We start from the raw sequence: 22,052 nt of genomic DNA, 5'->3' as shown, positions 1-22,052 counted from the left end.
CCCAGTCTTTCGGTCATCCTCTGTGCGCAAATATCCCACGGGGGTCCGGGGGTGTGAAACCCCCGGCTTTGATGCAGCAGAGCGCTAGCTCGGAATAAATCAGCCCTCGCGGAACGCCAGTTTGAAGTAATCGGTGAACGGCTTCAGAAGGTAACTCATCGGCGAGCGCGCGCCGGTCTCGATAAAGGCTTCCACCGGCATACCGGGCAGCAGGGTTTGGGTTTTCAGTTTGGCCAACTCGCCATCATCCAGCAGGATCTCGGCGCGGAAATAGCTGGCTTGGGTGCGCTGATCGATCAAAGCATCGGCGGAGATCGTGGCGACATGGCCAAAGATTTCCGGCGTGGTGCGGGCCGAAAACGCCGGAAAGGCGAGGCGGACGCGTTGGCCGACATGGACTTCGTCGATATGGATCGGCTGGATTTGTGCGGTGATCACCAAGGGGCGGTCTTGCGGGATGATGTAAAGCACGGGTTCTGCCGCGCGCAGAACCGAGCGCGGCGAGGTGACTTGCAGGCCCAAAACCAGCCCCGACACCGGGGCGCGAATGTCCAACCGGGCGATGCGCTCGATCAAAGCGCGGCGGCGTTCGACCAGTTCCAGCGCTTGCGGCCCGAGATCGCGCAGCTGGGTGCTGGCTTCTTCGCGACGCACTGCGGCCAAGCGCAAAACTTCCAGATCAATCTCGGTGCCACGACCTTCGGCTTGCGCTTTGGAGGCGATCAACTCACCCATGCTGCCTTGCAGGGAGGCCTTGTTGCGCTCTAGCTCCAGCACGCGGCTGGATTGCGCGAGGCCCTTGTCGAGCAGGGTTTGCTGCGCGATCAGTTCTTGTTCGATCAGGGCAAGCTGTTGTTTCAAAGCGTCAATCTGGGCATTGATGCCTTCGATCTGCGAGGCGATTTGACCGCCGCGCTTGACCAATTGATCGCCTTGCCGCGCGAGGCTTTCTTTGCGGGCGAAAAACAGGTTGCGCTGGCCTTCGATCTGTTCGGCGACATCGGCGCGGGTTTTGGCAAGTTCGAAGATTTCACCCGTAAAGCTGGGCGCGTCTTTGTCGTCACGCTCGGCTTCCAGACGGGCTTTGCGCGCCAGCATTTCAAACAGCTGACCTTCGACGATGGCGAGTTCCGATTGCAGCAGGCTGCCGTCGAGGCGGATCAGAAGATCGTCTGCTTTCACGGCTTGCGCCTCTTTCACTGCGATTTCGGCGACAACGCCGCCATCGGGGTGGTTGACGATCTGTTTGTTCTGCTCGACCTCAAGCTGGCCATTGGCGACGATGGCACCGTCGATTTCGGTGGTCAGCGACCAGCCGCCGAAGCCGAACACCAGAAGCGCTACGGTGGTCAGGCCGATGATCACCGGACGGCGAGCCGACCAAGCCGGGGCAAGGGTGGAGGGCGGGTTTTTCGCGGCTATTTTTTGCAGTTCTGTGCCATGCGGGCGTTCAGCGGGAAGGTGGGTCATGATACGCCTCCGGGTGCTGTCGCTTGGGTGATCTGGCTGTGGTTTTTCACCATCTCACGCAGCACGGCATCGCGGGGGCCGAAGGCGCGGCGCATGCCGTCTTCCAGCACCAAGAGCAGTTCACATTCCTGAATGGCGGCGGGGCGGTGCGCCATGATCAGCACCGCACCGCCTGCCTCTTTGGTGGTGCGGATCGCGGTGTTCAGCGCAATGGTGCCGTCATTGTCGAGGTTGGAGTTCGGCTCGTCCAGCACAAGGATCACCGGGTTGTTGTAGAGGGCACGGGCGAGGCCGATGCGCTGGATTTGGCCACCAGACAGCCGACCGCCGATCTGGCTGATGCGGGTGTCGTAGCCTTCGGGCAGTTTGATGATCATCTCATGTGCTGCGGCGCGTTTGGCGGCATCGACGATCTTGGTGGCATCGGCGTGGTCTTGCAGGCGGGCGATGTTCTCGGCAATCGTGCCGTCAAACAGAGTGATGCGCTGCGGCAGGTAGCCGACATAGCTGCCGAGGATGTCGGGGTCGTATTGATCCAGCGTCGCGCCATCGAGGCGGACTTTGCCGCCTGCGGGCTTCCACACCCCGATCAAAGCCCGGGCAAGGGTGGATTTGCCAGCGCCGGACGGCCCGATCACGCCGAGGGCTTGGCCGGGCTCTAGCCGGAAGTTGATGGCGCGCAGCACGGCTTGCTGCTCGCCCGGCGGAATGACGGTGAGGTTTTGTGCTTCGAGAATGGCCTTAGGGTGCGGCAAAGCGGTGCGCGGCGGTTCTTCGGGCATTTTGGTCAGTAGGTCGGACAGGCGGCGGTTGGCTTCTTGGGCGCGGGTGATGATGGCCCATTGACCGATGACTTGCTCGATCGGCGACAAAGCGCGGCCCATCAGGATGGAGCCTGCGATCATCGCGCCCGAGGAGAGTTGGCCTTGCAGCACCAGGTAAGCGCCAAGGCCCAGCATCGCCGATTGCAGGAAGACGCGGAAGGTTTTGCTGATGCCGCCGAAACTGCCCGCAAGATCACCTGCCTTGATACTGGCGGCAAGGGCCGCGCCGCGGGCTTTTTGCCAGCGGTCAAAGGTGGCGGTGGTCATGCCGAGGGCCTGCACGGTTTCGGATTCGCCCTTGATCAGGTCGGACATCCGCTCGGCCCCGAGGGTAAGGTTATTGGTGCGGGTCAGGGGCGCGAGGGTGAGGCGTTGGTTCAGGATGGTGACGATCACCAAGATGATGCCGCCGACGAGCGAGAGCAGGAACAGATAGGGGTGAAAAATGTAAATCGCGATGAAAAACAGCGGCATGAACGGCAGGTCGAACAGAGCCAGTAGGACGGGCGAGGCCCAGAGCCGTTGGATCGCTTCAAGGTCGCGCTGGGCGGCGATGGCGGTGGGCTCGTTCGGTTGCAGGGTCAGGCGGCGCATCGCGGCGGAGAATACGCGGCGGTCAAGCCGATCCTGCATTTTGGCACCGATGCGGGCCATGACGCGGGCGCGGACGTTGTCGAGGATGCCAAGGGCGAGGAATAGGAAGGTCACCAGCACCGACAGCGCGACGAGGGTGGCCACGGAGCGCGAACCCAGCACGCGGTCGTAGACCTGCAGCATGTAGAGCGAGCCGGTGAGTTGCAAGGCGTTGGCGAAGACCGAGAACAAAGCGACGGCCCACAAGAGGCCGCGTTGATCGGCCCGTGCCGCGCGAAGCTCTGCTTCCCCGCGACGGTTGTCTGTTTGGCTCATCGCCATCTCCGTTCCTGCCCGCAGCCTGCTTCACTTTGCAGCCTGTTTTTGTCCCGCAGCCCATTTTTACAGCCAAAAGGATCGGCGGAAAACATCCAGCGTCACCCCTTGGCCACGTTTGGCCGTTGTCTTAGATCGCTGCGCCGCTTATCGCTTGTCTTTCACAGACAAAATCTATGTTAGGCGCGTAAACCTCGGCGGGAATGTAGAAGTATGGCGCAAGTGATTCCATCTCTTTCTGAAACAATAAGCCGATTTAGCATTGGTTGTGTTGGGATTGCATTAATGCTGGCGGTGGCAGGTTGTGCCAAAGCGCCGGTTTCAGATGCGGTGAACGATCCGGCGGAGGGGTTTAACCGTAAAGTGTTCGCGTTCAACGTCGCGGTCGACAAGGCGGTTTTGCAGCCGGTGTCGGGCGTGGCGGGCAGTGGGCGGGGGCCGATTTTGACGGGGGTGCATAACTTTGCGGCGAACTTGGATACCCCCGGCGATATTGTGAACAACGTGTTGCAGGGGCGGTTGATGCGCGCGGCGCGCAATACCCTACGCTTTGGCGTGAACACCACGGCGGGGATCGGTGGGTTATTTGACCCCTCGACCGCTTTGGGGTTGCCTGCGCAGGAAACCGACTTTGGCGAGACGCTGTATGTCTGGGGCGTGGGCGAGGGCAATTATCAGATGTTGCCGATCCTTGGCCCGTCGACCGAGCGTGACACGGTGGGCATCGCGGTGGATTATGCGATCAATCCGCTGCGCTTCCTGATCAAATCACCGGAAAGTGACTATGTGACCGGCGCGAAGGTGATTGATAAGATTGGATCACGCGCGCGCCATAGCGATACGGTGGATTCGATCCTATATGACAGTGCAGACCCCTATGCGCAGGCCCGCCTGCTGTATCTGCAAAACCGACACTATACGCTGGGCGAAGCCCCATCGGATGCAAGCTTTGAGGACCCCTATGCACAATAACCATTCCATGATGTCACGTCGCCGCTTTGCGGCTGGCTTTGCTTTGGGCTCGGTGGCGCTGGCTTTGCCGCTGCCTTCGCTGGCTTTGACGGTGGATGATGCCAAGGACATGATCGGCAAAGCGGTGGCCGAGATCAACACCACGATTGCCAGCGGCAAATCGCAAACCGCGATGTATGGCGATTTTGAGCGGATTTTCAGCCGTTACGCAGACGTTCCGACGATTGCACGCTCGGCCTTGGGGGTTGCTGCCAAGAAGGCGTCTTCTGCGCAGATGGCCAGCTTTACCAAGGCTTTTCAGGGCTATATCAGCCGCAAATATGGCGCGCGCTTCCGCGAGTTTATTGGCGGCTCGATTGAAGTCACCGACGCCCGTCCGATCAAAAGCTATTACGAGGTGATCTCGGTCGCCCATCTGAAAGGCCAAGCGCCGTTCGATCTGCGCTGGCATGTGTCGGATAAATCGGGCCGCAACCTGTTCTTCAACATCATCATTGAAGGCGTGAATATGCTGGCGTCTGAGCGCACCGAAATCGGCGCGATGCTGGACAAGCGCGGTGGTAATATCGACAAGCTGATCGTCGATTTGAAAACCGCCTGAGCCGGGCATTTTCTGCTAAAAATCAGGCGCATCCCGTGAGGGATGCGCCTGATTTGTTGGCGCGTCTCGCGCGGGCTTAGTCTTGCGGGAGCATCTCGGGGTTCCAAACGATCTCCCATAGATGCCCGTCTGGGTCGCGAAAATAACCAGCATAGCCGCCGTAGAACGTGTCTTGCGCGGGCTTGATGAGTTCGGCACCAGCGCGCTGCGCCGCGGCGAGGATTGCATCAACCTCCTCGCGTTGAAGGACGTTGTGGCCGAGGGTGAAGGCGGTGGGGCTGATCGGCTGCTTGGGCAACCCGGTGTCATGGGCAATGTCATCTTGCGCCCAGATCGCCAGTCTCAGCCCGCTCGACAGATCGAAGAATGCCACTGCGCCATGCTCAAATTCGCGACCGACGATGCCTTCGGTGGCAAGGCCAAGTCCATCGCGATAAAAGCGTAGCGCGCGTTCAAGATCGGCAACGCCCAGTGTGACAACGGAAATGCGTGGTTTCATGTTCATACCCTTCCTATCGGCACGCGCAGGATGCGCGCGCCTTGATAGTCTTGGGCCGTCACGTTTGTGACGGAAGGACCCGGCTGTCGCCGGGGGGCGGGCCAACCTTCCCACGCCTAACCTGTTTCAGACAGGGGCAGGATAAGCCAGCCTGGCGCTCGGGATCAAGCCCGTGCGTCCATCTCTCAGTTGCCGCTTTTCAGGATGTCTTTCAGCAAAGCCTCAACCTGATCATCGCTGGGGTTCATCAGCGGCACAGAGGGTTCTGCGGGCTGTTGCTGATAAGCAGGGTCTTGAAAGGCTGGATCTTGTGGAAATTCGGCGTTCGGATCAATCGGCTGGTTTGACGCATTGCCCGCGTTTGGCGGCGCGCGGTATTCCGGCACGATCAACGGCAGTTCGCTGACAGGCACGCCGTCTTCAACGCGGGTCATCACCTCGTGCCAAATCTCGGCGGGCAGGCCGCCGCCGGTGACACCTTTTAGCGGCGTATTGTCATCATAGCCAATCCAGACGCCGGTGACGTAATCGGCGGTGAAGCCGATGAACCAGGCATCGCGGGCCGCGCTGGTGGTGCCGGTTTTGCCTGCAGCTGGGCGGCCATCAAGGCGGGCGCGCGTGCCGGTGCCACTCTCAACAACCTTGGACATCATGAAGGTGAGCAGTTTGGCAGCGTTTTCTGAAATCACTCGCTCGCCAATACCGCCGCCCGCGCCCATCAGGCTTTCTTCTTCGCCCTTGAGTTTGAGTTCAACCAGTCCGTAGGGCGTCACGGCAGAGCCGCCGTTGAGGATGCCCGCATAGGCCCCGGTCATCTCAATCAGGGTGGATTCCGAGGCCCCGAGTGCCAGCGCCGGGCCGGGAGCGATGTCGTTCAGGATGCCGAAGCCTTTGGCGACCTTTGCAACGGCTTCACGCCCGACCGCTTCCGAGACGCGGACGGCGGGGATGTTGCGGCTTTCTTCCAAGGCTTGGGTCAGGGTGATCAAGCCTTTGAATTTTTTGTCGTAGTTGTCCGGTGTCCAAGCGCCAGAGCCGGGAATATGCAGGGTGAGCGGCACATCCTCGACATAATCCGAAGGCGACCAGCCGAGATCTAGCGCTGCGGCGTAGACGAAGGGTTTGAACGAGGATCCGGTCTGGCGCAGCGCTTGCGTCGCGCGGTTGAACGCGCCTGCGTTTTCGGTTTTGCGCCCGCCGACCATGGCACGCACGGCGCCGTCGGCGCTCATCACCACAATCGCGGCTTGGGCTTTCGAGCCTTTGGCGACCTTGTTGTCGAACACCCAAGCGAGGGCGTCTTCAGCATCCTTTTGCAGTTTCTGATCCAGCGTGGTGCGCATGATCACGTCTTCGGTTGTGGTCGAGGTCAGGAAATCCGGCGCGGTTTCCATCACCCAGTCAGCGAAGAAGCCGCCGGATTTGGTTTGTGCGGCTTCGGACAGCTGGGCCGGATGCGCATGGGCGTTGGCGGCTTCTTCGGCGGTGAGATAACCCTGTTCCAACATCAGGTCGATGATCACATCGGCGCGGTCTTGTGCGCGTTTCAGGCTGTTGGTGGGGGCGTATTTCGACGGGGCTTTCAACAGGCCTGCCAGCATCGCGGCTTGAGCCGGGGTCAGGTCATTGGCCGAGGTGCCGAAATAGCGCTGGGCTGCGGCTTCAAACCCGCGCGCGCCGGCACCCAGATAGGCGCGGTTGAAGTAGATCGTCAGGATTTCTTCTTTGGTGTATTTCGCTTCCATCGCAATGGCATAGGGGATCTCTTTCAGCTTGCGCTTGACGCCGCCTCCGCGACAGTCGGCTTCATAATCAGCCTCTGACTTCCACTGTTTCGGGTCATAGGGCACGCCGAGGCACAGCAGTTTCGCGACCTGTTGGGTGATGGTCGAGCCGCCGTTGCCTTCGAGCGGGCCGCGCCCTGCGGCCAAGTTGATGCTGATCGCCGAGGCGATGCCGCGGGGGCTGACGCCGAAGTGTTGGTAGAAGCGTTTGTCTTCGGTCGCGATGACGGCGTGCAGCAGGTAGGGCGAGACGGTGTCGGCGGTGATCTGGCCGCCGAAGGTTTCACCCCGCCAAGCGAAGACGGTGTCGTTGCGGTCTAAGAGGGTGACCGAGCCTTTGGCGCGGCCGTCGAGCAGCGCGTTCACTGGGGGTAGCTGCTGGTAGAAATAGAACACGATGCCCGCCAGCACCATGCCGCACACCGCGCCAACGCGCCAGAACGTGCCCCAGATGATCCGCCAGATGCCCGAGATGAAGCGGGTGAGCAGATTGCCTGACCGACGCGGCGCTGCCTTGCGCGGCGCGGGTGTGCGCGGCGGCGGGGTGCCGCGCCCGCCTGTGGTAGCCGCTTTTTGCGCGATATACCGCCGGTCTGCCACCAGCGATTTGCCGCCTTTGCCCGATGTCGCCATGCCTGTTTTTGCCCTTTTAAGCGGTTTTTACCACTCTACTCGGTTCACCGGGAAATGCGAAGCGGCGGTACGGGCGATTCGCGGTTCCTTGCCGCTTAAATTTGCATCGCAGGCGTGAAGCAGTGATTAAATATTGGGCAATGACCCCCTGCGCCCAATTTTTACGCCATCTGAAACTTGTGCTGCAGGTGCGAAGGCCGCCTGATCACGAGTGAGGGTCGTCAAGGGCCTTGGGAAACAAAGGGGTGCATCGTGAAAATGATCATAGCTGCCATCAAGCCCTACAAGCTGGACGAGGTCCGCGAAGCGCTGACCGCGATCGGCGTGCAGGGGATGATGGTGACAGAAATCAAGGGTTTCGGCATGCAGTCGGGCCATACTGAAATCTACCGCGGTGCAGAATATGCGGTGAATTTCGTGCCAAAAATGCGGCTGGAGATCGTCGTCACCGATGCGCTGGCCGACGCGGTGGTGGAGGCGATCACCAAGACTGCCCGCACCGGCAAGATCGGCGACGGCAAGATTTTCGTATTGAATGTGGAAAGCGCCCTGCGGGTGCGCACCGGCGATGTCGATGACGATGCGCTGTGAGAGGGGACAGAACATGCTGAAGAAATTAGGACTGAGCGCAGCGGCGATCATGGCGGCCTTGCCCGCTTTGGCGCAGACCGCGACGGATGCCACCGCTCCGGTGGTTGAGGCTGCGGCTCCGGTGATGGACAAGGGCGATGTGGCGTGGATGATGACCTCGACCGCGCTGGTGCTGTTCATGACGATCCCCGGCCTTGCGCTGTTTTACGGCGGCTTGGTGCGCAGCAAGAACATGCTGTCGATCCTGATGCAGACCACTTTGATCGCCTGCATGGTGATGGTGATCTGGGTGCTGTACGGCTATTCGGTGACCTTCGGCGGCGGCACTTCGCCCTATTGGGGCGGCTTCGGCAAGCTGTTCTTGTCGGGTGTGACGGCGGATAGCATGTCGGCGACGTTCTCGGCGGGGTATGTGATCCCGGAATACGTGTTCATCGCCTTCCAGATGACCTTTGCCGCGATCACCCCCGGCCTGATCATCGGTGCCTTTGCCGAGCGGGTGAAATTCACCGCCGTTCTGGCGTTCTGCGCTTTGTGGGTGACGTTTGTCTACTTCCCGATCGCGCATATGGTTTGGGATGCATCGGGCCTGTTGTTCGTGATGGGTGCGATTGACTTTGCAGGCGGCACGGTTGTGCATATCAACGCAGGCATTGCGGCTTTGGTTGGTTGCCTCGTGATCGGCAAGCGGGTTGGCTATGGCAAAGAAAACATGGCGCCGCATTCGATGGTGATGACGATGATCGGCGCGTCGATGCTGTGGTTCGGCTGGTTTGGCTTCAACGTGGGCTCCAATCTGGAAGCCAATGGCGGCGCGACGCTGGCGATGATCAACACCTTCGTCGCCACCGCTGCGGCAACTTTGGCTTGGTCGCTGTTGGAAGGCATCCAGCGCGGCAAAGCGTCGATGCTGGGTGCGGCTTCGGGTATGGTGGCCGGTCTGGTCGCAATCACCCCGGCTTGTGGCACGGTGGGCCCGATGGGTGCGATTGCACTGGGCGTGATTGCGGTGCTGGGCTGCTACTTCTTTGTCACCGTGGTGAAGAACAAGTTCCAGTATGACGACAGCCTTGATGTGTTCGGCATCCACGGCGTCGGCGGGATCATCGGTGCAGTGCTGACCGGGGTGTTCTCGGCGGGTTCGCTGGGTGGCGTCAAAGGCGATGATTACTCCATCGGCGCACAGGTCTGGATCCAGATCGAAGCGGTTGCGATCACCTTGGTGTGGTCGGGCGTGATCTCGTTCATCATCTACAAGCTGATCGACATGACCATCGGGCTGCGGGTTGACGCGGATACCGAGCGTCAGGGCCTTGATCTGGCTTCGCATGGTGAAGCGGCGTATCACGGCTGATAACGACAACACCCGGCGGTCCTCCCCGTCGGGTGTTGACAAGCGAACGGCCCGCAGGATCCTCCCCCTGCGGGCCGTTTCTATTTTGGAGCCGATTTTCTGAGTAGAAAATCGTGTCGGAAAATGGGATTTTCCGGTTACGCGGCGAGGCCAGCGATGGCCTTTGCAAGGATCGGCACGGTTTTGGCGTTCAGGCCTGCGATGTTGATGCGACTGTCGCCGACCATGTAGATGCCGTGCTGGTCGCGCAGGATGTTGACCTGTGTTTCGGTCAGCCCGAGGCGGCTGAACATGCCGCGATGGGAGGCGACGAAATCAAACCGATCCGAGTTGGTGGCGCGGCGCAATTCATCTGCGAGGTTTTGGCGCAGGGTCAGCATGTTGAGGCGGACTTCTTCAAGCTCTGCCTTCCAGTCGGCGCGCAGGGCGTCATCTTCGAGGATCATCGTCACAAGACGTGCGCCGTGATCGGGTGGGAAGCTGTAGTTTTGACGGTTCAGGAAGGCGAGGTTGCCTTGGGTGACGGCGCGGCGGGCTGGGTCGCCGAGGGCGATCAGGATTCCGGTACGCTCGCGGTAGATGCCGAAGTTTTTGCTGCAAGAGGCGGCGATGAGGACTTCGGGGAAGGTTTGGGCGATCATCCTTGTGGCGGCGGCGTCTTGTTCCAGCCCGTCGCCGAAGCCTTGATAGGCCAGGTCAACGAAGGGGGTCGCACCCTTGGCCAGCAGCAGTTTGGCAACCTCGGCCCATTGATCGGCGTTCAGGTTTGCGCCCGTTGGGTTGTGGCAGCAGCCGTGCAGCAGAACGGCATCGCCTGCTTTGACCCCGGCGAGGTCTTCCATCAGCCCGGCAAAGTCGATGCCACGGGTTTCAGCGTCGAAATAGCGATAGTCGGCCATGTTCATGCCGAGGTATTTGATGATCGAGGGGTGGTTCGGCCAAGTGGGATTGGAGAGCCAGACGGTCGCGTTGGGTGCGGCCAGTTTGATCAGTTCCAGCGCCTGCCGGATCGCGCCCGTGCCGCCGGGGGTGGCGACGGAAGCGGCGCGGTCGGTGTAGCCCTCGCCGAGGATCATCTTGACCATCGCGGCGTTATAGGCGGGCTCACCCGCAAGGCCGGTGTAGGTCTTGGTGGTTTCCACCTCCCACAGTTTTTTCTCGGCAGCTTTCACCGCGCGCATCACTGGGGTCAGGCCAGTGGCATCCTTGTAGACGCCGACGCCGAGGTCGATTTTATCGCTCCGGGGGTCGTCTTTATAAAGTTGGATCAGTTGCAGGATTTTGTCCTGCGGCTGCGGGTTCAGTGTCTCAAGCATTACCTTATCCCTTTTCGACCGCGAGGTCGTCATACATGCCCCATTCGGCCCAGGAGCCATCGTAGAGCGCATGGTTGCGGTGGCCGATGCGTTCCAGCGCGAGGCTGAGGATCGCTGCCGTGACGCCTGAGCCGCAAGAGGTGATCGCGGGTTTGGCGAGGTTCACGCCTGCGGCCTCGAACAGGCTGCGCAGGGCATCGGGGGATTTCATCGTGCCATCGGGGTTCAGAAGTGTGCTGTAGGGCACGTTCTTTGCCCCCGGAATATGACCAGAGCGCAGACCGGGACGGGGTTCGGGCACTTCGCCTTTGAAACGCGGTGCGCCACGGGCGTCGATAATCTCGGCCTCACCCAGTTTCGCGGCATGGGCGACTTGCGTCACGTCTTTCACCAGATGGTTCTGGCGGCTGACGGTCATGTGGCGGTCGCGCACGATCGGCGGCATGTCCTCAATCTCACGCCCCTCGGCACGCCATTTCGGCAGGCCACCGTCCAGCACGGCGACATCGGTCTTGCCCATCAGCCGGAAGGTCCACCACACCCGGGCGGCGGAAAACAAGCCGGACCCGTCATAAATCACCACCTGATGGCCGTCGCCGATGCCCATGGCGCGCAGCCGCGAGATGAATTTCTCCGGCGGCGGTGCCATATGCGGCAGGGCAGAGCGTTGGTCGGTGATCTCGTCAATGTCGAAGAACCGCGCGCCGGGGATATGGGCGGCAAGATATTCCGCTTTCGCGTTGCGGCCTGCGTCGGGCAGATACCAGCTGGCATCAATCAGCCGCAGATCAGGGTCGGCGCGGTGCGCGGCCAGCCAAGTGGTGCTGACCAAGGTTTTTGGATCATCGGCGGGAGAGGGGGTCATCTGGGGCCTCGGGATTTCGGCGGGGATACCGATGCAGTTAAACCCAAGGGCGCTGTCAGACAAGAGAGCGCGGGCGCGCAATGGCACGCCCGCGCAATAAAATTAGCTTTTCGCCATGGCGTTTTTGATCGCGCCGACAAGTGCCATCAGCACACCGCCACCCACGCCGCCCGAAAGCACCGAGGTGATGATCGATGTCATATCGGTGCCGCCGGTGGCCGCCGCAGTTGCCCCTGCGCCGCCCACCATGGCAAGGATCTGGCCGCCCAGACCGCCGCCGAGAATCCCGACGATCGAGTTGCCCAAAGTGCCGAGGTTTAGGTTTTTCAGCACCGCACCTGCCGCGTTGCCACCCAGAGCGCCTGCGATCAGCTGGATGATAAAGTTCATATCCATGATACTCATTCCTTCCCTACATGATGCCCGCCGTTGTGGCGTGACATTTCCCGGCCATTTCTGGACCCGGAGGTCTAGGACCGGATAGGGGGAATTATGCCAGAATCTAGGCATTTAGGCAATGTTTTCAGCAGAGTGCTAAAGCTTAGCCTTCATGCCTTCTTTCATAATGCGTGATTTTTGCCGATCCCAATCGCGCTTGGCCGAGGTCGCGCGCTTGTCGGCCAGTTTTTTACCTTTGGCGACGCCGAGCTTCAGTTTCACCATGCCGCGCTCGTTGAAATACATTTTCAACGGAACGATGGTCATGCCTTCACGCCCCACCGCGTTCCACAGGCGAGACAGTTCCTTCTTGTTTACCAGTAGCTTACGGCGGCGGCGCTCATCGTGCGGGAACATCACGGCTTGCAGATAGGGCGCAATATAGCCGTTGATCAACCACAGCTCGCCACCCTCAACATTCGCATAGCTTTCGGCAATGTTCGAGCCGCCCTTGCGCAAGGATTTCACTTCCGAGCCATGCAGCATGATGCCTGCTTCCAGATCCCATTCTATATGGTAATCGAAACGGGCGCGCCGGTTTTCGGCGATCAGTTTGGAATTGGGGTCGGATTTCTCTGCCATGATGCGCCCGAGATAGGCGTTGCGCGCGGCAGAGTCCAGAAGCGGGGCTGAGATGTTCGTTCAGATTGCCATCGGCACCGGCCTATTGCTGGTCAATATCACGCTGGCGGCGGTGGCCGCGATGTTGCTGGAAGGATTGTTGGTGCGGGCGCATCACTGGTTGCTGCGCCCGCCGCATCGGCCCAAGTTGGTGCTGCTGCTCGTCGGCGTCTCGCTTTGGGTGTTGGGCGTGGTCACTGTGGGCGTCTGGGTCTGGGCGCTGGCCTATCAACAGCTGGGGGCGTTCAAGACCTTGGAGGAAGCGGTTTATTTCAGCCTGGTGGCGTATTCCACACTGGGTCTGGGCGATCTGGTGCCAGCGGCGGAATGGCGTTTGCTGGCGGGCATGGAGGCGGCGAACGGGCTTTTGAACTTCGGTCTGCTGACGGCGCTGTTGATCGAAGGGCTGCGGCAGGTGCGGTTGGGTCAAATCGAGCATCGGCTGAAGCGGGGCGGCTGACGCAGAGGGCCGGGGCAGAAGGCCGATGGCGGTGTTTAGCGGCGGCGGCGGTTTTGGCTGAGGATGATCACGCCACAGGCGACGATGATCGCAGCGCCCAGCAGGGTCGCGGCGTCTGGGCGTTCGTGGAACACGGTGACGCCGAGGATCATGGCAAACAGCAGGCGGGTGTAGCGGAACGGGGTGACCACGGCGATCTCGCCGCTGCGCATCGCGGTGGTCAGCGCGGCATAGGCGGCGATGCCGAAGGTGGCGGCTCCGGCGATCAGGCCAAGGGTTTGCGGGTTGGGCGGGGCGGTTTTTCCGGTGACAGCAGTGATAATCATGCCAGACAGTGCCAGCATGATGAAGCCTGTGACGCCGAGTTGTGCGTTTGACAGCGCCGGGGGCGCGGCGCGGGTGGCAAGATCGCGGCCCGCGAAGCCGAGCATGGCGATCAAGGCAAGAAGCGACAAGGCCGAGAAGCCGTCAAGGCCGGGGCGCAGGATGATCAGCACGCCGATGAAGCCCAGCAGGATCAGCAGCCAGCGTTTCAGCCCGACGGTTTCACCAAAGATCACAGCCGCGCCCAGAACTACCACCAAGGGCGTGGCTTGCAGGATGGCCGAGGCGACGGAAATAGGGGTCAGCGCAATGGCGAGGGCGTAGAATAGCCGCCCGGTGATCTCAAAGCCCGAGCGCAGCGCCATGGTGCCGGTGAACATCGCGCGCGGAATCGGCGGATCGCCTGCGCGCATCGCAAGGGCTGCGAACACCGCGATGCCGATCAGCCCCATGATCAAAATCGCCTCGCCGACCGGGATGGCTTGGCTGGCGGCCTTCAGGAAAGCATCCTCTGCCGCAAAGCCCGCCATTGAGGCGGTCATGTAAAGGCTGCCGCGCAGGTTGGGGGTCATCGGGACTTTCTGCCGAATTGCTCTTTTCGAAATACTCCCGCCGGAGGCTCCGTTGGCTGGCAAAAAGAGCCTCCGGCGGGGATATTTAGGCCAAGATGAAAGCTTAGATCAGGCCCGCGTGCTGCATCGCGGCCTTGATGCGGGCTTTGGTGGGATCGGTCAGGCCGACCAGCGGCAGGCGGACATCCTCGGCGCAGAGGTCGAGCAGCGACAGGCCGTATTTTGCGCCGACAAGGCCGGGCTCCAGGAAGATCGCTTCGTGCAGCGGCATCAGTTTGTCTTGGTATGCGAGGGCCTTGGTGTAGTCGCCTGCGAGGGTGGCGGCTTGGAACTCGGCACACAGGCGCGGCGCTACGTTGGCCGTCACCGAGATACAGCCAACACCGCCGTGGGCGTTAAAGCCCAGAGCGGTGGCGTCTTCGCCGGACAGTTGGATGAAATCCGCGCCGCAGGTGGCGCGCTGCATCGAGACGCGCTCAATCTTGCCGGTGGCGTCTTTCACCCCGATGATGCGCGGCAGTTTCGCCAAGGTGCCCATCGTGTCGGGCGACATATCCACCACCGAGCGGCCCGGGATGTTGTAGATAATGATCGGCAGAGTGCAGCACTCATGCAGAGCGGTGAAATGCGCCACTAGCCCGGCTTGGGTCGGGCGGTTGTAATAGGGCGTCACCACAAGTGCCGCATCGGCGCCGACCTTCTCGGCAAAGCGGATCAGGCTGATGCCTTCCGACGTGTTGTTCGACCCAGCCCCGGCGATCACCGGCACCCGGCCAGCGGCGGTTTCCACCACCACTTCGATGACTTTCTGGTGTTCCTCGTGGGAAAGCGTCGGGCTTTCGCCGGTGGTGCCGACTGGGACAAGACCCGTCGAGCCTTCGGCGATGTGCCACTCGACCAGTTTCTTCAGCGTCACCAGATCGAGTTCACCGTTCTTGAACGGCGTAACCAGTGCGGGAATGGACCCTGTGATCATGGTGCGCGTCTCCTCTGTGGGGCGATCTGGAATCGCCGTGATGTCAGCGCTGCCTACCTAACCGGGGATCGGCGTTTTGCCAAGTATGGGCGGCGAATTGCCGGGTTCACGGGGTTTTGGGTTGTGGGAAACCGGGGGGTAGGGCAGAATCCGGGGATGAGCAGAATAAGCAAGATCGCAAAAGCGGTCATACTCGGCATTTCACTGGTGATGTCTCCTATGGCGCGGGCCGATCAGGCCGCGTCGTTCTCAACCGCATTGAAAGCGGCGGAGGCCCGCGATTGGCCTGCGGCGTTGACGGCGGCGCAGGGGGCGGGGGCCATCGGCGGCGATGTGATCTTGTGGCAATGGCTGCGCGACGGTCAGGGCCGCTTGGGTGATTACGAGGGCTTTATCGCGCGCCGCCCGGATTGGCCGGGGCTGGCCCTGCTGCGTGAAAAGGGTGAGGTCGCGGTGGCGCGCTCGACCGACCCAGCGCGGGTGGTGGCGTATTTTGCGGCGGGGGGGCCGAAGACCGGGGCGGGGGCGGTGGCTTTGGTCACGGCCTTGGTGGCGTTGGGACGCTCGGGCGATGCCGAGGCAGAGGCGTTTCGGGCTTGGACGACGCTGAAGTTTGAAGCTGCGGATGAGACGGCGATGCTGGGCATCATGGGTGCGCCGCTGTCGGTGGCGCATGAGGTGCGGCTGGATCGGATCCTGTGGGAGGGTGGGCGTAAAGCCGAAGCCGAGCGGATGCTGCCTCGGGTCTCCAAGGATTGGCGGACCTTGGCGATGGCGCGGATGGCTTTGCGGGCGGATAGTGCGGCGGCGGTGGATTTGGTCGACGCGGTGCCGAAATCCCTGCTGGGCGATCCGGGGCTGGCCTATGAGCGCTTCACCTACCGGATGCGGGCGGATCGCTATGATGATGCAGCGACGCTGATCCTTGAGCGCAGCAAGTCGGTGGCCAGCCTGGGCGACCCCGAGGCTTGGGGCAAGCGGCGGGCGGATTTGGCGCGGGTTTTACTGCGGCAGGGCGAGCCGAAGCTGGCGTTCCGGGTCGCGGCGAACCATCAGATGACCAAGGGCAATGACTATGTCGATCTGGAGTTTCTGGCCGGGTTTATCGCTTTGCGCAAATTGGGCGAGCCGGATGTGGCGATCAAGCATTTCAAGCATTTGAAGGAAGCGGTGGCGACTCCGATTTCCGTCGCGCGGGCCGAATATTGGATGGGTCGGGCGCTGGAGGCCAAGGGCGACAAGGCGGGGGCGGATGCGGCCTATGCGCGGGCGGCGCGCAATCAGACGGCGTATTATGGGATGCTGGCCAGCGAGAAGATCGGGCTGCCGCTTGATCCAGCCTTGGTGAATGTGGGGGAACCTACGCCCGCGTGGCGCAATGCGGGGTTTGCGGGAAGTTCGGTTCTGGCGGCGGGGATGGCGTTGGTGGAGGCTGGCGACCGGACTTTGGCGAAGCGGTTTTTCCTGCAAGTGGCGGAAGGCTTGGATGCTAAGGGATTGGAACAGCTTGCAGATTTAGGGCTGCGGATGAATGAGCCGCATATCGCTTTGCTGGTGGCCAAGCAGGCGGCAGAGCGGGGGGTGATCTTGCCGCGTGCCTATTATCCGGTGCCTGCGATGGTGCCGGATGGGCTTGCGGTCAGCCGGGCTTTGGCCCTGTCGATTTCGCGGCGGGAGAGTGAATTTGACCCCGCGGCGCAGAGTAAAGCCGGGGCGCGTGGGTTGATGCAGGTGATGCCAGCGACCGCCGAGCATGTGGCGAAGGGGTTGGGCGAGACTTCCAGCGCGGGGCGGTTGATTTCCGATCCGCCGTTCAATGTGCGGATGGGGTCGATCTATCTGAGCCATATGATTGAGAAATTCGGGCCCGCAATTGCGCTGATCGCCTCGGGCTATAATGCCGGGCCGGGGCGGCCAGCCAAATGGATTGAGCAGTTTGGCGACCCGCGCAAGGATAGCGTTGATGTGGTGGATTGGGTTGAGATGATCCCATTCTCGGAAACCCGCACCTATGTGATGCGGGTGGCGGAGGGGGTGGTGATCTACCGCGCCAAACTGAAAGGCGTGGCGGGGCCGGTGCGGATTTCTGCGGAATTGACGGGGCGGTGAGGGTTGCGGTTGCAAGTGGTTGAGAATGCTTTGTTCATTGGCAGATTTACGAAAGGGTAATGACCCGGAAAGCGGTCATTTTTGGTATGGGAAGGGGCCAAATGGTCGGTGACGCCAGTCGGAGTGAATTTGGTTGGAGGTCTGTTTGGAGCCGAGGCCTGCCATGGTTATGCCAAATTGATCACTTAAAGCGTGTCTTCAACTAGGGTTGGGGAACGTATGAGTGACGGATCACGCCAAATGAGCAGCCTCGCAAGGTCGTTTGGCTTAGATGGCAAACTTGTAGCGCTCTGCCTTTGCACCGTCCTCGCCGCCGCAGTTGTCTACTCGGCTTGGATGTCAGGCGCTGATCGACCGTTTGCTGAGGCGTTGAGCCGTTTCCCTGCTGGGTTAGCTGCAATGCTGGGATTTGCGGTTCTGTTTAGTCCTCTCATTGTGCCGTGTATGCTGATCGGCTGGGTTGTGGGGTGGATTGCTGGTGGAGTGGTCCGCCTTCCTTTGCCTGCACGCACCGCGATTGCAGCAGGTGTTTTGGGTGCGGCTGCTGTTCTTCCTGTCATGTTTTTCTTTGGCCGTAGCGGATACGCGGCCGAGAATGAGTGGCGGATTTTGGTTCGCCCGCTGCTATGGATAGCGCCAACCTCAGCGATCCTTGTTGCGCTGAGCATATATCGTAAGCGCTAATTTAGTTCTTAGATGATTGAGCCGAATGGCTCCTTCATCCGATTAGCCGTCGCTCCTCCATATATACATACTGGACGCATAACATGCGCACCTCTTGCCCGGAATCAAGGGCGAAGCCCGCCGGGCCGCGCCCGACCTCCCGCCGGGAGGGCGCGATTGCCAAGGGCACCAGCAGAAGTTCTGGGGGAGGGGTTGAGGCATAAAGTGCCTAGAACTGGCGTTGGTGCGCCGTCCCGAGGTCGGGCGCGGCCCTGTGTTGCGCGAGGGTTGAGGCCCCGGATCCGGGGTGGCGTTGTTGTGGGGACGCGGGGGCTTCAGACTTGCGGAGGTTCTTGGTGTTTCACGCGTTGGCGCCAGAGGGTGAACAGGCCGGCGGCGACGACGACGCAGGCTCCGATGGCGACGTTGGGGCGCAGGGTTTCCCCGAACAGGAACACGCCGAGCAAAGCGATGAACATCAGTTGCAGATAGGCGAAGGGTTGGACGGCGGAGGCCTCGGCCACCGCATAGGCTTTGATCAGCAGCCAGTGGCCGATGATCGCGGTGCAGCACAGAGCGCCCATCCAGAGCCAATCTGTGGGCAGCATCGGTTGCCAATGCCACAGGCCAATCGGGGTCATGGCGGAGGCTCCGATCACGCCTGTCCAGAAGAATGACACCGAGGCCGGATCTTTGCGGGCGACAAAGCGGGTGAGCAACCCGTAAAGCGCGAACATGAAGGCGCTGATGAAAGGGATCAGCGCCCAAGGCGAGAACACAGCAAAGCCCGGCTCTAGGATGATCAGCACGCCGACAAAGCCGATGGCGATGGCGGTCCAGCGCCGCCAGCCGACTTTCTCGCCCAGCACCGGGCCGGAAAGGGCGGCGACCAGCAAGGGATAGCAGGCGAAGACCGCGTGGCTTTGGATCAGGCCCAGATTGATGAAGGCGAAGACCATGGCGCAGACCTCGGCCACCAAGATCACGCCTCGGGTGATTTGCTGGGCGGGAAAGCGGGTGCGGGTGGCGGCGCGGATGCCGCCGAGGCTGCGGGCGGCGAGGGTGATCACGAAAGCGGCGAACACCCAGAACCGGATCATCACCACCATGTAGACATTATAATTGCCGCCCAAGTGCCGCGAGATGCCGTCTTGCAGCGCGAACACCACGGTGCTGGCGACCATCAGCCAGATGCCGAGTTTCAGGTTTTGTTCGGTTTTCATGGGGATACCTTGGGGGCAGCGCGGGTTTGCCACAGCGAATAAATTCCGGCGGCGATGATCAGGGCGGCACCGAGGATAACGGGAAGCGCAAGTTCCTCGTCAAAGAAGGTCAGCCCCAAGATCGCGATGAACACGAAATGCAGATAGGCGAAGGGCTGGACGGCAGAGGCCTCGGCCACCTCATAGGTTTTTTGCAACAGCCAGTTCGACAGAATTGAGATGGTGGCATAGGTGGCGAAGATCGGCCAGTCTTGCGGTTGGATCGGTTGCCATTGCGGCAGGCCGAGGACGGTCATCATGATGGCCCCCAAAAAGGCGGGCCAGAAAAAGCTGGGGAAAAACGCCTCGTCTCGCGCGGTGAGGCGGGTCAGCACGCTGTAGGCGGCGAAGAACAGCGCGGTGATCAGCGGCAGCAGGGCGGCCCAGCTGAACACGCCTTGGCCGGGGCGCAGGATGATCAGCACGCCGATCAGGCCAACGCCGACGGTGGCCCAGCGTTGCCAGGTGAGGCGTTCGCCCAAGATCGGGCCGGAGAGCGCGACGACGATCAGCGGGCAGACGGCGAATACCGCATGGGCGTTGATCAGGCCGATCAGGGTATAGGCATAGACCATGACGCAGATTTCCACCACCAGCAGGGTGGCGCGCAGGGCTTGGGCTATGGGGCGGCGAGAGCGCAACGCGACGCGGATGCCCTCGGGGCGGCGCAGCGCAAGGGTGATCACGAAAGCTGCAAACACCCAATAGCGGATCATCACCACCATCAGCGTGTTGTAGTTGCCAGCGAGCAGGCGGGATAAAGCGTCTTGCACCGCGAAGGCCGCGATGGCGGCGATCATCAACAGGATGCCTTTGCGGTTGTTCATGCAAGGGTTCCTGCGGACATGTGTTTTTTGCGGCCGTGGCCGGGGCGGCGGGTGACTTCAAAGCCCGCGTCTTGCAACGCGCGGCGGACATGGCCGGCGGCGGTGTAGGTGGCGAAGCTGCCATTGGGTGTGGTGTGGCGGGCGACTTCGGTCAGGATTTCGGGCGACCAGAGTTCGGGGTTTTTTGCGGGTGAAAAGCCGTCGAGGAACCATGCGTCGGCTTTGTGGGGCCATGCCGTGAGGGTGTCGCGGGCGTCACCCAGTATGATTTCGACGGCGATGGGGCCGAGCTGGAATTTGGTTTGGCCTTGGCTCCATGCCGCCAGAAATGGGTCAGCCACGGCGCGGGCTTGCGGGAAGTGATCCAGCGCGCGGGCAATGTCGGCGGCGGGCAGCGGAAAGGCCTCAAAGCTGGTGAAGCGGGTGGGGGTTTCGGTGATCAGCGACAGGGCCAGCAGGTTCAGCCCGGTGCCAAAGCCGAGTTCGGCTACGTGAAAGCCAGGGATTAGGCGTGCGGGCAGGTCGTTGCCGCTCAGAAAGACGTGGCGAGTTTCGGACAGGCCATCGTTTTTGGAGAAATACGGGTCATCGAAGCGGGTCGAGACAGGGATCACGCCGTCTTGCCAGCTTAGGGCCGATTGTGAGGAGGTGGTCATTGTCATATGCCCTTGGTCGGGCGGACCATGGGCAAGGCGGGACAGAATGGCAAGGGTTGATCTGACGGTGCGGGGGGCGGGAATCTTTGGCCTGTCGGTGGCATGGGAAGCTACGCGTCGGGGCGCGAAGGTGCGGGTGATTGAGGCGGTTGCGGTGGGGGCGGGGTCCTCGGGCGGGGTGGTTGGGGCGTTGAGCCCGCATGTGCCGGAAAGCTGGAATGTGAAGAAGGCGTTTCAGTTGGACAGTTTGCTGATGGCTGCGGGCTGGTGGGCCGGGGTGGAAGCGGCGTCGGGGTTGGTGTCGGGCTATGGAAGGGTTGGGCGGTTGCAGCCTTTGGCGGATTCGGCTGCAGTGGAATTGGCGCGGGCGCGGGGTGTGTCAGCGGAAGGGCTGTGGCGGGGCGAGGCGGTTTGGCGGGTTGTGACTGCGACCGGGGCCGCGTGGGAACCGTGGAGCCCGTCGGGGTGGCTGGTGGAGGATAACTTGAGCGCGCGGCTGCATCCTCGGATGGGCTGTGCGGCTTTGGTGGCGGCGATTGTAGGTGCGGGGGGCGAGGTTGTCGTGGGTGAGGCCGAGGAGGTGGGGCCGGTGGTTTGGGCGACGGGGGTGGCGGGGCTAGAGGCGCTGGGTTTGGATTTGGGGCGGGTGGTTGGCGGTGGGGTGAAGGGGCAGGCGATTTCGCTGCGCTATCCGGGCGAGGGGTTGCCGCAACTGTTTGTGGATGGGCTGCATGTGGTGCCGCATGTCGACGGGACGGTGGCAGTGGGGTCTACGTCTGAGACGGTCTGGACGGATTTGGGCTTGGATCATCAGGTGGAGGCGTTGCACGCGCGGGCGGTGGCGGCTTTGCCGGTGCTGGCGGGAGCGGAGGTGGTGGAGAGATGGGCCGGGGTGCGGCCTCGGGCCAAGTCTCGCGCCCCGTTGTTGGGGGCTTGGCCGGGGCGGGCGGGGCATTTTGTGGCCAATGGGGGGTTTAAGATTGGCTTCGGGATGGCGCCGAAAGTGGCCGAGGTAATGGTGGATTTGGTGTTGGAGGGGCGAGATATGATCCCGGACGGGTTTCGGGTTTGAAGGGTGTCCACACGTGGACGGAGGGTATGTTTATATGAAATCAAAGGGTTATATGGGGGTTGTTTACCTTGCGTTTACCTTTTGGCGCTGCGTTTGCGGCGGTTGGGGAAGCCTCCGGCGGGAGTACTTAGGCCAATGTGAAATCGTGAGAGGCTCCGCTCTTGGTCATCCTCTGTGCTCAAATATCCCCGCCGGAGGCATCGACCTACGTAAAGCAATGCAAGCTGTCAGGAAGGGCGTAGGGTGGGTTTTCA

Annotated in this window: 21 protein-coding genes; 8 read left to right on the top strand and 13 right to left on the bottom strand. The window is 61.6% G+C overall.

Going from position 1 to position 22,052, the window contains the following annotated elements; all coding sequences use genetic code 11:
* Positions 1-99: 99 nt before the first annotated feature.
* Positions 100-1,470, bottom strand: coding sequence for an HlyD family type I secretion periplasmic adaptor subunit (locus AKV04_RS20310; protein ID WP_082351767.1), 1,371 nt, complete (start codon positions 1,468-1,470; stop codon positions 100-102).
* Positions 1,467-3,203 carry a type I secretion system permease/ATPase gene (locus AKV04_RS20305; RefSeq protein ID WP_054008513.1) on the bottom strand — a complete coding sequence of 579 codons (1,737 nt, stop codon included), beginning with the start codon at positions 3,201-3,203 and terminating at the stop codon, positions 1,467-1,469. Before AKV04_RS20305 ends, AKV04_RS20310 begins: the two co-directional genes overlap by 4 nt.
* A gap of 285 nt (positions 3,204-3,488) precedes the next feature.
* Here AKV04_RS20305 and AKV04_RS20300 point away from each other — a divergent pair, with 285 nt between their 5' ends.
* Complete coding sequence (locus AKV04_RS20300) at positions 3,489-4,175, top strand: MlaA family lipoprotein (protein ID WP_235815719.1); 687 nt, start codon at positions 3,489-3,491, stop codon at positions 4,173-4,175.
* Complete coding sequence (locus AKV04_RS20295) at positions 4,165-4,776, top strand: MlaC/ttg2D family ABC transporter substrate-binding protein (RefSeq protein ID WP_054008215.1); 612 nt, start codon at positions 4,165-4,167, stop codon at positions 4,774-4,776. Before AKV04_RS20300 ends, AKV04_RS20295 begins: the two co-directional genes overlap by 11 nt.
* A 76-nt stretch (positions 4,777-4,852) precedes the next feature.
* On the opposite strand, the gene AKV04_RS20290 is transcribed toward AKV04_RS20295, so the two are convergent.
* Both AKV04_RS20290 and AKV04_RS20285 read right to left on the bottom strand, forming a co-directional pair.
* On the bottom strand, positions 4,853-5,275 hold the full coding sequence (locus AKV04_RS20290; RefSeq protein WP_054008512.1) for a VOC family protein: 423 nt from the start codon (positions 5,273-5,275) through the stop codon (positions 4,853-4,855).
* 185 nt (positions 5,276-5,460) lie between these two features.
* A complete protein-coding gene (locus AKV04_RS20285) occupies positions 5,461-7,692 on the bottom strand; it encodes a transglycosylase domain-containing protein (protein ID WP_054008214.1) in 2,232 nt (743 codons plus the stop codon).
* 252 nt (positions 7,693-7,944) lie between these two features.
* Here AKV04_RS20285 and AKV04_RS20280 point away from each other — a divergent pair, with 252 nt between their 5' ends.
* The gene (locus tag AKV04_RS20280; protein ID WP_054008213.1) at positions 7,945-8,283 is read left to right on the top strand and encodes a P-II family nitrogen regulator; all 339 of its coding nucleotides are present in this window, start codon (positions 7,945-7,947) and stop codon (positions 8,281-8,283) included.
* Positions 8,284-8,296: 13 nt separating this feature from the next.
* Positions 8,297-9,637 (top strand): ammonium transporter, encoded by a 1,341-nt coding sequence (locus AKV04_RS20275; RefSeq protein ID WP_202905662.1) that lies wholly within the window; start codon positions 8,297-8,299, stop codon positions 9,635-9,637.
* 137 nt (positions 9,638-9,774) lie between these two features.
* On the opposite strand, the gene AKV04_RS20270 is transcribed toward AKV04_RS20275, so the two are convergent.
* The 4 genes from AKV04_RS20270 to smpB all read right to left on the bottom strand — a co-directional run bounded on the left by AKV04_RS20270 (position 9,775) and on the right by smpB (position 12,838).
* Positions 9,775-10,953 carry an amino acid aminotransferase gene (locus AKV04_RS20270; RefSeq protein ID WP_054008212.1) on the bottom strand — a complete coding sequence of 393 codons (1,179 nt, stop codon included), beginning with the start codon at positions 10,951-10,953 and terminating at the stop codon, positions 9,775-9,777.
* 4 nt (positions 10,954-10,957) lie between these two features.
* On the bottom strand, positions 10,958-11,818 hold the full coding sequence (sseA, locus tag AKV04_RS20265) for a 3-mercaptopyruvate sulfurtransferase (RefSeq protein ID WP_054008211.1): 861 nt from the start codon (positions 11,816-11,818) through the stop codon (positions 10,958-10,960).
* A 102-nt stretch (positions 11,819-11,920) separates the two neighbouring features.
* On the bottom strand, positions 11,921-12,214 hold the full coding sequence (locus tag AKV04_RS20260; RefSeq protein ID WP_054008210.1) for a hypothetical protein: 294 nt from the start codon (positions 12,212-12,214) through the stop codon (positions 11,921-11,923).
* 138 nt (positions 12,215-12,352) lie between these two features.
* Positions 12,353-12,838 carry an SsrA-binding protein SmpB gene (gene smpB / locus AKV04_RS20255; RefSeq protein ID WP_054008209.1) on the bottom strand — a complete coding sequence of 162 codons (486 nt, stop codon included), beginning with the start codon at positions 12,836-12,838 and terminating at the stop codon, positions 12,353-12,355.
* 52 nt (positions 12,839-12,890) lie between these two features.
* Here smpB and AKV04_RS20250 point away from each other — a divergent pair, with 52 nt between their 5' ends.
* Positions 12,891-13,337, top strand: coding sequence for a potassium channel family protein (locus tag AKV04_RS20250; protein ID WP_054008208.1), 447 nt, complete (start codon positions 12,891-12,893; stop codon positions 13,335-13,337).
* Positions 13,338-13,372: 35 nt separating this feature from the next.
* Here the strand turns inward: AKV04_RS20250 and AKV04_RS20245 are convergent, their stop codons facing one another.
* Complete coding sequence (locus AKV04_RS20245) at positions 13,373-14,233, bottom strand: DMT family transporter (protein ID WP_054008207.1); 861 nt, start codon at positions 14,231-14,233, stop codon at positions 13,373-13,375.
* Between the two features lie 103 nt (positions 14,234-14,336).
* Entirely contained in the window at positions 14,337-15,209 is an 873-nt protein-coding gene (gene dapA, locus AKV04_RS20240) for a 4-hydroxy-tetrahydrodipicolinate synthase (RefSeq protein WP_054008206.1), read from the bottom strand.
* Positions 15,210-15,365: 156 nt separating this feature from the next.
* Between dapA and AKV04_RS20235 the strand changes: the two genes are divergently transcribed.
* A complete protein-coding gene (locus tag AKV04_RS20235; RefSeq protein ID WP_054008205.1) occupies positions 15,366-17,318 on the top strand; it encodes a lytic transglycosylase domain-containing protein in 1,953 nt (650 codons plus the stop codon).
* Positions 17,319-17,537: 219 nt separating this feature from the next.
* Positions 17,538-18,002, top strand: coding sequence for a hypothetical protein (locus AKV04_RS26335; protein WP_156317712.1), 465 nt, complete (start codon positions 17,538-17,540; stop codon positions 18,000-18,002).
* 314 nt (positions 18,003-18,316) lie between these two features.
* Here AKV04_RS26335 and AKV04_RS20230 read toward each other — a convergent pair whose 3' ends face one another.
* Genes AKV04_RS20230 through mnmD form a run of 3 tightly spaced genes read right to left on the bottom strand, consistent with a single transcriptional unit; the run spans position 18,317 to position 20,732 of the window.
* Entirely contained in the window at positions 18,317-19,204 is an 888-nt protein-coding gene (locus tag AKV04_RS20230) for a DMT family transporter (RefSeq protein ID WP_054008204.1), read from the bottom strand.
* Positions 19,201-20,070: a DMT family transporter gene (locus tag AKV04_RS20225; RefSeq protein ID WP_054008203.1), complete on the bottom strand. Its 870-nt coding sequence runs from the start codon at positions 20,068-20,070 to the stop codon at positions 19,201-19,203. The genes AKV04_RS20230 and AKV04_RS20225 overlap by 4 nt, the downstream gene beginning before the upstream one ends.
* On the bottom strand, positions 20,067-20,732 hold the full coding sequence (gene mnmD, locus AKV04_RS20220) for a tRNA (5-methylaminomethyl-2-thiouridine)(34)-methyltransferase MnmD (protein WP_054008202.1): 666 nt from the start codon (positions 20,730-20,732) through the stop codon (positions 20,067-20,069). The genes AKV04_RS20225 and mnmD overlap by 4 nt, the downstream gene beginning before the upstream one ends.
* 40 nt (positions 20,733-20,772) lie before the next feature.
* Between mnmD and AKV04_RS20215 the strand changes: the two genes are divergently transcribed.
* Entirely contained in the window at positions 20,773-21,798 is a 1,026-nt protein-coding gene (locus AKV04_RS20215) for an NAD(P)/FAD-dependent oxidoreductase (RefSeq protein ID WP_054008201.1), read from the top strand.
* Positions 21,799-22,052: the final 254 nt, after the last annotated feature.

Source organism: Cypionkella psychrotolerans, from assembly GCF_001294535.1.
Classification (GTDB): domain Bacteria; phylum Pseudomonadota; class Alphaproteobacteria; order Rhodobacterales; family Rhodobacteraceae; genus Cypionkella; species Cypionkella psychrotolerans.
Note: the sequence above shows the minus strand (reverse complement) of the source record. Positions and strands in the feature narration are given on the sequence as shown.